At 46.2% G+C, this 15,408-nt stretch carries 14 protein-coding genes; 1 reads left to right on the forward strand and 13 read right to left on the reverse strand.

All coding sequences use genetic code 11. The features are described 5' to 3' along the window. Window positions 1–33: 33 nt before the first annotated feature. From MHI53_RS18505 to pruA, 3 genes are read right to left on the reverse strand one after another with little or no spacing between them, the layout of a single operon-like run. Window positions 34–1,308, reverse strand: coding sequence for a Glu/Leu/Phe/Val dehydrogenase (locus MHI53_RS18505; protein ID WP_061143432.1), 1,275 nt, complete (start codon window positions 1,306–1,308; stop codon window positions 34–36). Between the two features lie 16 nt (window positions 1,309–1,324). After that, window positions 1,325–2,518, reverse strand: coding sequence for an ornithine--oxo-acid transaminase (locus MHI53_RS18510; protein ID WP_340371911.1), 1,194 nt, complete (start codon window positions 2,516–2,518; stop codon window positions 1,325–1,327). An 18-nt stretch (window positions 2,519–2,536) separates the two neighbouring features. Continuing rightward, window positions 2,537–4,084: an L-glutamate gamma-semialdehyde dehydrogenase gene (gene pruA, locus MHI53_RS18515; RefSeq protein WP_061143434.1), complete on the reverse strand. Its 1,548-nt coding sequence runs from the start codon at window positions 4,082–4,084 to the stop codon at window positions 2,537–2,539. A 410-nt stretch (window positions 4,085–4,494) separates the two neighbouring features. On the opposite strand from pruA, the gene MHI53_RS18520 reads away from it, so the two are divergent. Next, complete coding sequence (locus tag MHI53_RS18520; RefSeq protein ID WP_081092504.1) at window positions 4,495–5,907, forward strand: sigma 54-interacting transcriptional regulator; 1,413 nt, start codon at window positions 4,495–4,497, stop codon at window positions 5,905–5,907. A 259-nt stretch (window positions 5,908–6,166) separates the two neighbouring features. Here the strand turns inward: MHI53_RS18520 and MHI53_RS18525 are convergent, their stop codons facing one another. The 10 genes from MHI53_RS18525 to nikA all read right to left on the reverse strand — a co-directional run bounded on the left by MHI53_RS18525 (window position 6,167) and on the right by nikA (window position 15,370). Then, a complete protein-coding gene (locus MHI53_RS18525; protein ID WP_340371912.1) occupies window positions 6,167–6,853 on the reverse strand; it encodes an FMN-dependent NADH-azoreductase in 687 nt (228 codons plus the stop codon). Window positions 6,854–6,891: 38 nt separating this feature from the next. Further along, a complete protein-coding gene (locus MHI53_RS18530) occupies window positions 6,892–7,740 on the reverse strand; it encodes a VOC family protein (protein WP_340371913.1) in 849 nt (282 codons plus the stop codon). Further along, complete coding sequence (locus tag MHI53_RS18535) at window positions 7,737–8,147, reverse strand: DoxX family protein (protein WP_340371914.1); 411 nt, start codon at window positions 8,145–8,147, stop codon at window positions 7,737–7,739. Before MHI53_RS18535 ends, MHI53_RS18530 begins: the two co-directional genes overlap by 4 nt. 139 nt (window positions 8,148–8,286) lie before the next feature. After that, window positions 8,287–9,111: a nicotianamine synthase family protein gene (locus MHI53_RS18540; protein WP_340371915.1), complete on the reverse strand. Its 825-nt coding sequence runs from the start codon at window positions 9,109–9,111 to the stop codon at window positions 8,287–8,289. After that, window positions 9,089–10,426, reverse strand: coding sequence for an MATE family efflux transporter (locus MHI53_RS18545; RefSeq protein ID WP_340371916.1), 1,338 nt, complete (start codon window positions 10,424–10,426; stop codon window positions 9,089–9,091). Before MHI53_RS18545 ends, MHI53_RS18540 begins: the two co-directional genes overlap by 23 nt. A gap of 74 nt (window positions 10,427–10,500) precedes the next feature. Continuing rightward, window positions 10,501–11,265, reverse strand: coding sequence for a dipeptide/oligopeptide/nickel ABC transporter ATP-binding protein (locus tag MHI53_RS18550; protein ID WP_061143442.1), 765 nt, complete (start codon window positions 11,263–11,265; stop codon window positions 10,501–10,503). Then, on the reverse strand, window positions 11,253–12,059 hold the full coding sequence (locus MHI53_RS18555) for an ABC transporter ATP-binding protein (protein WP_340371917.1): 807 nt from the start codon (window positions 12,057–12,059) through the stop codon (window positions 11,253–11,255). Before MHI53_RS18555 ends, MHI53_RS18550 begins: the two co-directional genes overlap by 13 nt. After that, window positions 12,056–12,895 (reverse strand): nickel transporter permease, encoded by an 840-nt coding sequence (gene nikC / locus MHI53_RS18560; protein ID WP_340371918.1) that lies wholly within the window; start codon window positions 12,893–12,895, stop codon window positions 12,056–12,058. The genes MHI53_RS18555 and nikC overlap by 4 nt, the downstream gene beginning before the upstream one ends. Next, complete coding sequence (gene nikB, locus MHI53_RS18565) at window positions 12,886–13,839, reverse strand: nickel ABC transporter permease (RefSeq protein ID WP_340371919.1); 954 nt, start codon at window positions 13,837–13,839, stop codon at window positions 12,886–12,888. The genes nikC and nikB overlap by 10 nt, the downstream gene beginning before the upstream one ends. A 1-nt stretch (window position 13,840) precedes the next feature. Further along, window positions 13,841–15,370, reverse strand: coding sequence for a nickel ABC transporter substrate-binding protein (nikA, locus tag MHI53_RS18570; RefSeq protein WP_340371920.1), 1,530 nt, complete (start codon window positions 15,368–15,370; stop codon window positions 13,841–13,843). Between the last annotated feature and the right edge of the window lie 38 nt (window positions 15,371–15,408).

Raw genomic sequence — 15,408 nt, forward strand, 5'->3', positions numbered from 1 at the left:
TCACTCCTCCACTCTTCATTATTTGGCCAAAGCTTAAACCCAGCCGCGGAATATCGAGGCTTCTGCCATTTTCCTGACTCCCACCATGTAAGCCGCCAACCTCATATTCACTTTCCTTGTTTCGGACATCTCATACACTTGGTTGAATGAGTTGACCAATAGATCTTTTAATTTTCTTTGGACTTCTTCATCTTCCCAATAGTAACCCTGGTTATTTTGTACCCATTCAAAGTAAGAAACCGTCACACCGCCTGAACTTGCCAATACATCCGGCACAAGAAGCACATTGCGTTCCGTCAAGATCTTGGTTGCCTCCAAAGTGGTTGGTCCATTCGCTGCCTCCACGACAATTTGGGCTTTGATAAGATGTGCATTTTCCTTGGTGATCTGGTTGGAAATGGCGGCAGGCACTAAAATATCACAATCTTGCTCGAGAAGCTCTTGATTGGTGATCTTATTTTCGAAAAGTGTCGTAACCGTTCCAAAGCTGTCCCTTTTATCAAGTAGGTAATTGATATCCAGGCCATCCGGATTATATATCGCCCCGTATGCATCTGAAATGCCAATCACCTTCGCGCCTGCATCATGCATGAATTTGGCTAAAAAGCTTCCAGCATTCCCGAACCCTTGGACGATGATCCGTGCACCCTTCAGTTCAATCCCCTTACGTTTGGCCGCTTCTTCGATACAAATCGTGACACCCTGCGCCGTGGCCTTTTCCCTTCCATGTGAACCACCAAGGACAAGAGGCTTGCCGGTAATGAACCCAGGAGAATCGTGTTCTCTTATTCTACTGTATTCATCCATCATCCATGCCATGATTTGTGAATTCGTATAAACATCCGGGGCCGGAATATCTTTCGTCGGCCCGACTATCTGACTGATCGCCCGGACATACCCGCGGCTAAGCCTTTCCAATTCACCTATCGACATTTGGCGCGGATCACAGATGATGCCGCCTTTTCCTCCGCCATAAGGCAGATTCACAATGCCGCATTTCAAGCTCATCCACATGGAAAGCGCCTTGACTTCCTCCTCATCGACTTCGGGATGGAAACGGATTCCGCCCTTTGTCGGACCGACTGCATCATTATGCTGCGCCCGATACCCGGTGAATATCTTCGTCGTATTGTCATCCATCTTAATTGGGATGCGGACGGTCAGCATACGAAGAGGTTCCTTCAATAGCTCGAACACTTCTTCGGAGTAGCCAAGCTTACCGAGCGCCTCCTTGATTACGACCTGTGTTGATTCTAGCAAGCTGGCAGTTTCTTTTTCTTCTTTGATCGATGTACTCAATGGATTCACCTCATAGGGATAGTAATTAGGATAAAACTTTATTGATGCGTTCGATTGCCCAGTCCAGATCTTCTTTCGTGATCACAAGCGGCGGTGCAAAACGGATGACTGTATCATGCGTTTCTTTACAAAGTAATTTTTCTTCTTTAAGCTGCTCGCAATAAGGTCTTGCAGCTTCCGTTAATTCCACTCCGATGAATAAGCCTCTGCCGCGGATATCTTTAATCATAGGATTCTTGATTTCTTTCAAGCGGTCCATAAAGTATTGGCCAAGCTCCAACGAACGTTCCGCAAGCTTCTCCTCCTCGAGTACTTCCAATGAAGCGATGGATACCGCACATGCCAACGGATTGCCGCCGAATGTAGAACCATGTGAACCAGGATTGAATACACCAAGGATTTCACGGTTTGCAGCTACGCAAGAAATCGGGAAAACCCCGCCGCCAAGTGCCTTGCCTAAAATGTACATATCCGGAACGACTCCGTCCCAATCAGAGGCGAACATTTTTCCTGAACGTCCAAGTCCTGATTGAATTTCATCAGAAACGAATAATACATTATTTTCTTTACATAAGTCATAAGCTTCTTTCAGGAACCCTTGAGGCGGGATGATGATTCCTGCTTCACCTTGGATCGGTTCGATTAAAAACCCAGCCGTTTGCGGTGTAATCGCTTCTTTCAATGCATCAAGGTCGCCGTAAGGAATAAGCTTGATCCCAGGCAGCATCGGTCCGAAGCCCCTTCTATATTCCTCATCGGAAGACAAGGACACGGCAGCCATCGTGCGGCCATGGAAATTCCCGATACAAGCAATGATTTCAGCTTGGTTTTCTGCGATTCCCTTAACATCATACCCCCAGCGTCTAACCGCTTTGATGGCCGTTTCAACAGCTTCAGCACCCGTATTCATCGGCAGCGCCATGTCTTTTTGCGTAAGGCGCGAAACCATTTCATACCACGGGCCCAATTTATCACTGTGGAAGGCACGGGACGTCAATGTTACGCGATCCGCTTGTTTTTTTAGTTCGTCGATGATTTTCGGATGCCTGTGGCCTTGGTTCACAGCTGAATAGGCACTAAGCATATCCATATATTTGTTGCCTTCAGGATCTTCTACCCAAACTCCTTCTGCCTTCGAAATGACGATTGGAAGTGGATTATAATTGTTTGCACCATATTGTTCTGTTTGCTCGATTAATTTTTCAGTAATTGTTGTCATGATGATTCCCCCTAAAATTTATAGCGTTTCAGATGTTGTTTTTCCTTGAAGGTGAAGAACTAAATAATCAGGACCGCCCGCTTTGGAATCCGTTCCTGACATATTGAAGCCGCCAAATGGCTGGTATCCAACGATGGCTCCCGTACAGCCGCGATTGAAGTACAAGTTACCTACGTGGAAATCCTCACGCGCCTGTTCGATATGTTGAATATTATTGGAGATGACCGCGCCTGTTAAGCCATAATCCGTGTTATTGGCAATCTCGATGGCATGATTGAAGTCTTTTGCCTTACAGAACGCAACGACTGGTCCGAAAATTTCCTCTTTCATGACGCGTGCATTCTCATCCACATCGGCAATGATCGTTGGTTGGATGAAGAAACCTTTTGAATTGTCTCCTTCTCCGCCTGCCACAACTTTTCCTTCTTTTTTACCGATTTCAACATAGCTCATGACTTTATCATAAGCGGCTTGATCGATGACCGGGCCCATAAAGTTGTTTACATCCGTTGGCTCCCCGACTGTTTTCTCTTTCGTTAATTCAATGACACGATTCAAGACTTGGTCATATACTTCTTCCACTACGACGGTACGTGAACAAGCCGAACATTTCTGGCCGGAGAATCCGAATGCAGAAGCGACAATCGATTGTGCCGCCAATTCCAGATCAGCCTCTTTATCGACAACGATCGTATCTTTACCGCCCATTTCAGCAATGACGCGTTTCAACCAGATTTGGCCTTCATGAACTTTTGCCGCACGCTCATAAATACGGATTCCGACATCACGTGAACCGGTAAAGCTGATGAAACGTGTACGAGGGTGATCCACTAAATAATCGCCCACTTCGGCACCGCTTCCTGGAATGAAGTTCACGACTCCTGCAGGCAAGCCCGCTTCTTCCAACACCTCGATGAATTTAGCTGCAATGACCGGCGTTGTACTGGCTGGTTTCAATAGAACTGTATTACCTGAAACAAGCGCCGCCGTCGTCATGCCTGCCATGATTGCAAACGGGAAATTCCAAGGTGAAATGATGACACCGACACCAAGCGGAACATAATTGAATGCATTGTGTTCAATCGGACGGCTTTCCACTGGCATGCCGTCTTTCAGCTTCAGCATTTGCCGTGCGTAATATTCCATGAAATCGATCGCTTCCGCTGTATCTGCATCCGCTTCATTCCAAGGCTTTCCTGCTTCTTTGACCAATAGCGCCGAGAAATAATGTTTTCTTCTGCGAACGATGGCTGCAGCCCTGAATAAAATATTGGCACGGACTTCCGCTTTCGTTTTTCTCCAGGTCTGGAATGTCTTATCTGCCGCTTGCATGGCTTGCTCGGCCAAATCCTTATTCGCTTTGGAAACTTCTCCGATAACTTCTTCTTTATTGGCCGGGTTTACAGAGGTAATGACTTCATCAGTAAACACTTTTTCACCATTAATGATTAGCGGGTATTTCTTCCCTAACTCATTAGCTACTTCATTCAATGCCGCTTGAAAAGCTTTATCGTTTTCTTCGAGTTTAAAATTAGTAAATGGTTCGTGTTTATATGGTTGGACCATTATGGCTCATCTCCCTAAAGTTTATTTATATTTTTACTTCTCGCTTATTAAACAAGCAATTTCCGTGCCAACTTTTCATTTTTTTAAAAAAATTAATATTTTGCATGAAATATCCCATGAAAAGCAGTATGTTCGGGGCAAAATGGTCATAGATGCCATTATTTTTTGCTCTAATTCGTATTTTGCACATTCAACCGCTATACATGTAGCTATACATTTAGCTATACATTTACTAGATGCAAATTTCGTGCCAAACTGATTCATCATGAAAAAGCAGCATTTTTACCTTTTTTCGCAAAATATCTTTGCACCCTGCTGCAAAATAATCTGGCTGCGCAAATTTTCATTGCACCTTTTGTTCTATTCCTCTACAATAAGCTCTAACATATGAAATAAACTGGGAGGCATTCATGTATTTAGACCAAATCATAAAGATAGAAGGTTTCCAAACCATCCTCTACTCCCTTGTGGATGTAATCGATATTGGGATACATATCATTGATACAAAAGGACGGACGATTGTATATAACAAGAAAATGGCTGAAATTGAAGGAATGGAATCTGATGAAGTATTGGGGAAAAAGATACATGAAATTTTTAAATTCAAGGAAGAAACGGAGAGTACATTGATTCGCGCCTTACATTCCGGCAAAAAAACGGAAAACTCGAAGCAAACCTACTTCAATAATCTCGGCCAGGAAATCACGACCATCAATAATACCTTCCCGATAATGGACCAGAACCATCATATTATCGGGGCAATTGAAGTCGCAAAGGATATAACGAATCTGGAAAGAATCATTAAAGATAATATTTTGAATAAGGGAGATACCAAATACACGTTCGACAGCATCATTGGAACGAGCGAGAATTTCCTGGAGGTCATAGAAAAGAGCAAGCGCTCGACCAGGACCACATCCTCGATTCTCATCGTCGGGGAGACGGGAACCGGAAAGGAACTCTTTGCCCAAAGCATCCATAATGGCAGCAGCCGTTCGACACATCCTTTCATTAGCCAAAATTGTGCCGCCCTCCCGGATAGCCTGATTGAAGGAATCCTGTTTGGAACGAAGAAGGGAGCCTTCACGGGTTCCATTGAAAGGCCTGGATTATTCGAGCAAGCACAAGGGGGGACCATCCTTCTCGATGAAATCAACTCCTTAAATCCGAATTTGCAGGCAAAGCTGTTACGGGCCCTTCAGGAAAGGACGATTCGCCGTGTCGGGGATACAAAAGATAAAAAAATCGATGTACGGGTCATTGCGACCATCAATGAAGATCCAATCGATGCCATTGCAAATGATCATTTACGAAAAGATCTATATTACCGCCTAAGCGTCGTATCATTATTCATCCCCCCTCTACGGGAGCGGAAAGAGGACATTCCTTTACTTGCACAATCCTTCATCGAAAAATTCAATGCGTTATTCGAATTGAATATCGAGGGAATAAGCGAAGAGGTCTACGCCCTTTTTTATGATTACGACTGGCCTGGTAACGTCAGGGAGCTTGAGCATATCATCGAGGGTGCCATGAATTTGCTCGAACCCGGCGACATTAAAATCTGGCCCAACCACCTTCCCGCACTATTCAAGAAAAAAGCCCATCTGGGGGAAGCACCTGCCGCTAAAAACGATGACCATACCAATCGGGAGCCACAGGAGTCAACGTTATCTCTGGATGATTATATAGCAAATACCGAAAAGCAATACTTGGAGAAAGTCTTAAAGGAGCATGGGATGAATATCTCCCAAGCGGCCAAAACCCTAAATATCAGCCGCCAAAGCCTCCAATACCGCTTGAAGAAATATCAAGTCAAATAGAATCATTCCTGCCCCAAAAAGGCCCCCATTATATGGAGGGCCTTTTTTTGGATAGGTCGAATTATTGGCTGGAACGGACGGATTTTGGTGTCGTTTGGACGGATCATCGGCTCAAATGGACGGATTTTCCGTTGTGTAGGTCGATTATTATCCGCCAAGGACGATTGATGGTTTGTGCAACTGAAGGCAAACTGACTTTTGTACGAATTTGTCAGCAGTCTGAAAGGCCCGCCATAAATGGGGGGCCTTTCGGTTAGGATTAGAATGCTGCGGCAGCTTTTGCAACGTTTTGCAGGCCATCGCCGATGATTGTTTGTGTCCGATCCGTGTACTGGTTGTGACCTTCAATGACGACTGTTTGAGGATTTTTGATTCCCCATAAGCTGATAATAGTCTTGACCAAATTGACAGCCATTTCGCCAGCCGCCATTCCTTCCAAGGCATAGTCCGAGCCACGGGCGTTCAATAGCATGATTTTTTTATCGCCGGCATATCCAACTGGACCTTCCGCCGTATAATTGAACATTTTACCGGCTTGTGACAAATAGGAGAGATAGGTGATGAGCGGTGCTGGTGCTGTTCCGTTCCATAATGGGAAAGCGAAAACCACCTTATCCATCGCCAGGAACTGATTTAAATATTGGTCAACCAGATTGGCCGCTTTTTCCTCTTCAGCTGTCAGTTCCAGCCCTTGATTGCGTTTATACAGCCCAGTGATGGCTGTATTGCCATAATAGGGAAGGTCCTCTTTGAATAAATCCAATTCGGTCACTTCATCTGTACGGTGTGACTCTTTATATGATTTTAAGAAAGTGTCATACATTTTCGAGCTGATTGCCTGATCTGCGGGGCGATCGTTCACTTTCACGAATAGTACTTTTGCCATCTTTCCATTTTCCGCTGCAGCTGTTTCTTTATTTCCAAATAACCTACTTAAAAAACCCATTATCCTCACCCTTGCTTTCTGCTTTATTTCTTTCCATCTTAGACGACTAAATGGATCACATTTCCTGATGGATCGGCCACAACGTAAGTTGCTCCATTTTCCGTCACTGCAGCACCGATTGCTTTCAGTTGCTCCGTTACTTTGTTTCTCGCGTCTTCATCTGCAAACACGAGCGTATACCAATTTAGGCCGACACTATTTTCCTTAGGAGCTGGAACGCCGACGCCATTCCATGTGTTCAAGCCGATATGATGATGATATCCCCCGGCAGAAATGAAAAGCGCCCCTTTGAATCGGTTCACGACGGCAAAACCGAGTCCTTGCATGTAAAACTCCTCCGTCTTTCGTAAATCCGATACGTGGAGATGGATGTGTCCCATTCTCGTATCTGCAGGCAATTGGCTCCATTCGCGGTCGCTTTCTTCCAGCAGGTCATTCCCATCCAAGGGATCCGTGCCCATTGCGACTTCGCCCGCTGCCCATTTCCAATCAACAGAAGGACGATCAGCGTAGATTTCGATGCCATTTCCATCCGGATCGGTAATGTACAAGGCTTCACTTACAGCATGATCTGCCGCTCCAAACGGATATTTCGTTTGCAATAAATGACGTAAGAAAACCGCTAAATCCGCACGGGTCGGCAGCAACAAGGCAAAGTGATACAAACCCGAAGTCCGCCCTTCCTTTGGAATCACATCGGCGGGCTGTTCTAGGGTCAGCAACGGAGTTTTTCCATCCGTCGTTAACACAGCCTGCCTATCCGTTTTCTTCAGTAGTTGAAGTCCGATGATATCTTGATAAAACATGATGGCATCATTCAAATTCATAACATTTATACTGACCTCGGAGACAAAAGTAACGGGCTTTTGATGAAATTGTTCATTCATAATGTCACTCCCCCTTTTTTATTGAAAAAATGATCTAAAGAAAGAACTGTACGGTTAGCGCACGCCAGATAGACAGACATGGCCAACAATGCCAAGTCGAGCTCGTAGCCCGCTGTTTGTCCGTTGCCAAGAAAGCCAGCAGGCAGTTTAGCCGTGACAATCGCACCTAGTAAAATGAGTGCAAAAAGGACGGATACGAATCGTGTCCCCAAACCAAGTATAACCGCAAGTCCTCCGATCAATTCGATTCCCGCCACGATGTAAGCCAGGAAGCCGGGAATGCCAAGGCTATCGAAATAACCAGCCGTGTTGCCTATTCCCCCCTGAAACTTAGCAATGCCGTGAATGAAAAATGTAACACCTAAAATCACCCTTAAAAAAACTTGTGCTGCCGTATTTTTATCCATGTATGAATTCTCCTTTTGTTAGGTTACTTTATGTAAGTAATTATATTTTAATAAGTTTATAATGTCAAGTAAGTTTGTTAGATATCATTAGTTTCAATAAAAAAACGCGTTGCCCATAGCAGCAACGCGTTTTTTGGTGTCATTGTTTAAACGTGTAATAAATGGTTGAGTTGATGATGAAAGAATCCGCAATGGTTCTTCCGACTTCTTCACACCTCACATTACGAAACTTTGTCGCATCAACGGGTTCATATAATAATTGATGAATGCCGTCCACAGATCGGATGGCAACAATCGCTTCAGGTTGTGTCTGAAAAATCCGCTCCAGGATTTCCGCTTTATTAGGGACCAGACTGGCGATCCAGACTAAATCACACGCCCCATAATCATGGAGCGCACCGTCCTTCAAGACATAATTCGAAGGCGCTTTTCCATCATCCAGCTGCTGAATGATCCGCCTGCCTAGCGAATAGGCTTGTTCATCGATATCGAGGCAAGTCATGTTCGCTCCAAGCTCTTGCTGAAGCAGCAATGGACTCAAAGGCAAAGGGCCCGTACCAACAAAGGCAAAGGAACGGATTTCTCCCTTCACTTTCTGTAATTCTTTCATTTCCGTTTTGATCAGTTCTTTGTAGTTCTCCCAATAAAGGAAGGAATGAAAATCCTCCAGGGTGCTCACCTTGCCGACATATGATTGGGCATAATGCTCCTCCATCAACGTCTCAGCGATGGCCAGCTTAGCAAGCATGCTGCACCGTATCGATCGGATTTCATCGAGATTGAGGATTTCTGCTGCCAAGTGCTGGTCCAGCGGTTTGGAAACAACCGAAACAAGCTCGGATAATACACGGTTGATGATTGCATTATTAGGAGATAAATCGGTTTCTTTCCGTAAGGTTTCATAAGCCTCCACATATGTATGGATGATTTTTTCTTGGTTTCTAGACCATTTGATCGCTTTCAAGGCGAACACCTCTCTTAGGAAATATTTTTTTGCTTAACTGCGGTATATACAATGCCAAAAACACGGAACGCCCTAGGCTGAAGACCGTAAAGGCGAGCCATAATCCATGGTTTTGATACATCGGCACAAAGTAATACAGCGTCCCGAAAAAAGCAATCAAGGAGTAAATCATCGAATTCCGAACCGGCGCAGCCTCGGTTGCCCCTGTAAAAACACCATAGAAAACGATTCCTACACTCGCTGTGATCGGGAACAGGATCAACCAAAATCCATAAGCATGTGCCCTTTCAATGACACCTGGGATCCGTGTAAAGAGCGTAAGAAGGGAATCACCGAATAGGTAGTAACCGGCGGCCATCAGCAGCGAAGTGATCACTCCCCATTGCAAGGACAGGAACAAAGTCTTCTTATATAAATGCTTATCTCCCGAACCGACCGCTTTCCCGACCAAAATGCTTGAAGCGTTTGCCAACCCATCAAAAAAGTATGCCATCATATAGTGGATTTGGATGAGCACGGCATTGGCAGCCAATACCTCCGTTCCATACGAGGCGCCCTTTGCCGTGAATATATTGAAAACGGTCAGCAAACAGAGCGTTCTGATGAATAAATCACGATTCACCGACATCATTTTCTTAATCGATGAGGCATGGACCATCTCTTTTAAAGAAGGCATTTCCAATCGATGCTGAAAAGCATTCCAAATAATGAATAACCCAACGAAAAAGGCTGTCACTTCCGAGAGCAGCGTGGCTATCGCTACACCTGACACGCCCATTGCGAATACATGGACGAACACCAGAGCCAAAAGTATATTCATGAGGTTCATGAGCATCTGCAATAGTAATGAAACCTTGATTTTGGCCATCCCCATCAGCCATCCCAAGATGACGTAATTCATCAAGGTGAAAGGAATCCCCCATATTCGGATGCCGAGATACTCTGCGGCAAATACGCGGACGTCTGCATCCGGATCCATCAAGGATAGAGCAACTCGTTCAATTGGTCCTTGAAGCAATATGAAGCTAATCCCGACAACTAAGGCCAAGATGAAGGGCCTTATGAAAGCGAATTTCCCTTCCCTTTCGTCGTTTGCCCCAAGCGCTTGTGCAGCAAATCCCGACGTGCTCACCCGCAAAAACCCAAACAGCCAATATAAAGTGTTAAACACGACTGTACCGATTGCCACGCCGCCCAAATAGGCAGGATCGGGCAGCTGCCCCACAACGGCGGTGTCAACCGCACCTAGGAGGGGCGTCGTTATCGTCGAGATGGTCAGAGGAATGGCCAAAGCCAAATATGATCGATGGTTCACCTTGCTTCCTCCCTGGATTCAAAAATTAAAAACGAAATCATTTCGATTTACACGCTAAACTTGTTCCAAGCTATTCACTCAAACAGTGAAATCAATTCTTTCGTATAGGGATGACGGCTCTCAGAAAAGAGCTGCTCCTTCTTGAAGGAATCCACGATTTCCCCTTCTTTCATCACCATGATTCTTTGGCACATTTCCTGTACAGCCGAGAGATCATGGGAAATGAACAGGTAAGACATATCCAACCTTTCACGCAGCTCCGCCATCAATGCAAGCACCGACGCCTGTGAGAGAACGTCCAGGCTTGAGGCAGGCTCATCCAGGATAATGAGGCTCGGTTCAGTGCTGACGGCCCTGGCGATGGTCACGCGTTGCTTTTGTCCGCCGCTTAACTCATGGGGATAACGATCGGCCAAATTCTTTGGCAGTTCCACCATTTCCAATAACTGAGAAATAAATTCACCTTCACTTGTATACGAAAAATGCTTCATTTCAATCTGATCCCCAAATTGCTGAAAAGGATCGATCAATGACTCCTTTACCTTTAGTTTCGGATTCAGGCCGGAAGCAGGATTTTGCAAAACGGCCTGAATGTTTTTTCGGTATGGTTTTAAAAGGCGATCACTTTTGTTATGCAGCGCCGTTCCCTTATATGAGATGGCGCCTTGGTCAATAGGCTCAATTCCCAGGATGCACCGCGCAAGTGTGCTCTTTCCGCACCCGCTTTCCCCGATTAAGCCTAGGCATTCCTTGCTATCGATGCCAAAATTCACGTTCCTGAGTACTTCCTCTCCACTATCGTATGTTTTATGGATATTTCGTATGTCTAATAAACGCATCCTAAGGCTCCTTCACGCTTTATTGCACTTTTTCTGACTGATGGCGATGCATGAATCAGCCTATCGGTATAAGGATGCTCGGGATGATTGAGGACCTGGTTTTTATCCCCGCTTTCAATCATCACGCCATCTTTCATCACCCCTATGCGGTCCGCATATTTCCTGACATGACGTAAATCATGGGTGATGAACAAGATTGCACATCCGGTAACCGCCTGGAGCCCTGATAACAGCTCCAAAATTTTAAAAGAGGATACACTGTCCAAGGCTGTAGTCGGCTCATCCGCTATCAATAAATCGGGCTTAAGCAAAAGCGCCAATGAAATCGATACCCGCTGAAGCTGGCCGCCACTTAATTGAAAGGGATATCTGCTGTAGATATCTCCATCCAGTCCCACTGATACGAGCGCGTCGACAGCTTGAATGCGTCGCGCCTGTTTGGACAAGTCAAGATGTGTCCGCTGATATTCTTCGAAATGCTGGCCGATGGTAAGGAACGGTGTGAATGAACTTTGGTAATCTTGAAAAATATAAGCTATGCGCTTTCCGCGAAGCCTCCTGATGGCTGGCTTTGATAACGTCAATACATTCTTCCCCTCGTACCAAATTTCCCCCTGAGCCTCGAGGTTGGGTGCAAGCAGCCGCCCAATCGCCATAGCCGTCAGGCTTTTGCCGCTGCCGCTTTGACCGACGAGAGCCAGCCACTCCCCTTCACGCACATCAAACGAAAGACCTTTGATGATATGTTTTTGTTTGCCCATGATATGTAGATGCCGCACCTTTAAAAGGCTCATGATTCCACCTCCTTCTTCACATCGAATGCATCGCGGAAATAATCGCCGAGTATATTCGATAAAAAAACGACGCATACGATGGCGAGCCCTGGATATATCATCAGGGACTGATTGGATTGGAAGTATGGGCGGGCATCGTTCAGCATCGCCCCCCACTCCGGTGCTGGCGGCTGGGCACCAAGCCCAATATACGATAAGGAAGATATGAGCAAGATGATCTTGCCTAAATCGAGACTTGAAAGGACGAGCACGTTTCCGATGATGTGCGGAAATAGATGTTTTTTCATGATCCTACAGGTGCTTAGTCCATTGACCTTGGCCATGATGACATAGTCCTTCTGGCGCTCGGTGATCACTGTGCTCCTCACAAGCCGGGCATAATTCACCCATTTCACAACCACGACCGCCAACAGCAGATTTTCGATTCCCGGTCCTAAAAGGCCACTCAGCACGATGGCCACGATCGTATCCGGAAACGCCAGGAACGCATCTGCCACGCGCATGAAGATGCGGTCGATCACACCGCCTTTAAACCCGGAAATCAACCCGAATGGAACCCCGATGATAACCGCGGCAAATAAGGCGACAAGCCCATAGCCAACCGTCAGCTGGGCACCAAGCAATAGACGCGTCAATACATCACGCCCAAGGTGATCCGTGCCCAATGGATGTTCCGGACTTGACGGCGATAGCCTTTCTCCAAGATTGACCAGCGCCGGATCATGGTTCAGGAACAGAAAAGTGTAGGCCGCAACGGCTAATACCAAAGCCAGCACCGTAAAAATGACGGCCTTCTTCCCTTTCCTTTTGAATGGTTCTTTGATCGTTAACTCCATTTTCGTTGATTCCTTTCCTTCAATCTAAGCTCAGGGTTTACATACCGATACGTTAAATCAACGGCACTGTTAACCATGAATATAATGATGGCCATGACCAATAGGTACCCTTGGATGACCGGGTAATCCCGCGACCGGATCGAGTCCACCACCATCTTGCCTATGCCTGGATAGGCGAAGATCACCTCGATTACGACTACACCGCCGATTAAGCTGCCAAGGCTGACACCGAATACGGTAATGACCGGAGGCAAGCTATAGCGAAATGCATGAGCAAAGAATATCCTCATTTCGGAAATCCCCCTTGATCGGGCAGCCCTGATGAACTCCTGACTAAGCGAATCAATCAAACTTGAGCGCAGCAAGCGGACGTATACGCTGGTGATGGCGAGCCCCAAAGTGACGGACGGCAGAATCAAGGAAGGGAGTCCGTCCCTCCCCATCGTAGGAAGGGCCCCCAAGCGCACCGCAAAAAGATCAATCAAAAGCAGTCCTAGCCAAAAGCTGGGTATGGCGGCACCTACTAAAGAAACGGCCCGGCTTAGCTGATCGATCAAGCGCCCCCTGTGCAAAGCAGCAAGAGAACCTAAAGGAAGTGCTATGATAAGCATGACAAGCAATCCCCCGATTGCCAGCTCCAGTGTTGCAGGCAAACCGCTCATGATCATCTCCATCACAGGCTGGTTCGTAAGGTAGGAACGGCCGAAATCCAAGTGAATGAAGTTCATGAACCAATGCCCATACTGAACGAGCAGCGGCTCATTGAAGCCCAATTCTTCCCTTAGCTCATTGACCTGTTCATTTGTGATCGATACATCATCCACTTGAAGTATCGATAGGACCGGATCGCCCGGGGCAAGCCGGACAAACAGGAAGGAGATGAATGTAACCGTAAGGACAAACATCACGACCTCAATGAATCGCCTAACTAAAATGCCAAACATTTCACTTCACATCCAGTTCATTCGTCAGCATGTAGTATTCGCTTCTGGAAGTGACCCAGTTTTTCACTTTAGCGGCGTCATAAGCAACGAGAGTATTCGGGTGTAAAATGAATGAATTATACACTTGTTCATCCACGTATAATGCAATATCCTCAGCGATATTCGAGCGTTTTTCCTGTTCGACCGTCATATTCAGCTCATCGATCATCTCCGTCAGATGATCATCATCCGCCCCACTGAAGTTCAAGGCTCCATTCGGATGATAGGTTGCATTCAAGTAGTAACCGGCATCCCCACGCGGAGCCGTCAAATTACTGTAGGTCGTTAAATCCCAATCCCTGTTGGTGGCCATATATTCTTCCGGGATTTCTATTTGCTTGATATCGACATCGATTCCCAATTGGCCGGCATCCGATTGAAAAACTTGTGCGATCAGTGGTAAATCGGCACGTGAACTGTAGGTTAAAAGGGTAAACGTTAGCGGTTTGCCATCCTTTTGCATGACCTCATTCACTTCCTGATATCCTGCCTGCTCAAGAAACGATCTTGCCGCCTCCATCCCCTTCTTTTTTTCCGGATAGTCAGGAGCAAAAGAGAACGTCGATGGAAACGGCCCTTTGGCAACCTCTGCATGGCCATGCAAAATCGTTTCCGCAATCGTTGAACGATCGATCAAAGCATCAATGGCCTTTCGGACGTTAATATCCTGCAGCGCTTTCCGTTCCAGATTCATCGTCATTTGATGCACCCGGAAGGTAGAGGTCGATTCCACCTTCACACCATCTATCGCTTCTAAACTTTCAAGACTTTCGACTTCCGGCCGAAAGACAATATCGGCATCTCCCGATTCAAGGGCAAGAGACCGGGCGTTGGCATCTTCATTAAAAGAAAACCTTGCTTTTGCAAGCTTCGCAGCTCCATTCCAGTAAGCCTCGTAACGTATTAAATCAACCGCCGTGCCCGGGGTGAATTTCGAGACGGCAAATGGCCCCGTCCCTATCGGCTTGTTCATGAAGTCGCTTTCCGTTACATCCATGATCGATGTATTGGGATGGACCAATTCCGATGGAAACTCCGGAAAGGGCCCCTCCGTCTTGATCGTCAGCGTATTTCCCTTCGCTGTTATCGATTCAATACGCAAGGCATTCTTGATCGCGAGGCTGTCCTTCATCGCCCGCTCCAACGACGCCTTCACGGCTTGTCCGTCCATCTTCCTTCCATTCTGAAACGTCACTCCGTCCCTAAGCTCGAACTCCCATAACTGACCATCCTTGCTGCTCCAGCTTTTGGCCAGCCATGGCTCGATGGTCAAATCCTTATCATTGAGATGCACCAATGTCTCCGTAATGCCAGCCCGCAAGGACACATAACTTGTATCCACATTGGGATCGAGCGAGCTCGTCGCAAAATTAAACAGCAAGTTCACCTCCTTCCCCCCTCTCCCTTGCTCCTTGGATGACTCCTTAGCACAAGCAGCCAAAACAAAAAATGTTAGACATAAGATAATAATTGATTGATATTTTCTCGACATCATCCGTTTCCTCCATGATTCCTACATTCTATTAAATC

The sequence above is a fragment of the Peribacillus sp. FSL E2-0218 genome, assembly GCF_037992945.1.
GTDB classification, from domain to species: domain Bacteria; phylum Bacillota; class Bacilli; order Bacillales; family DSM-1321; genus Peribacillus; species Peribacillus simplex_B.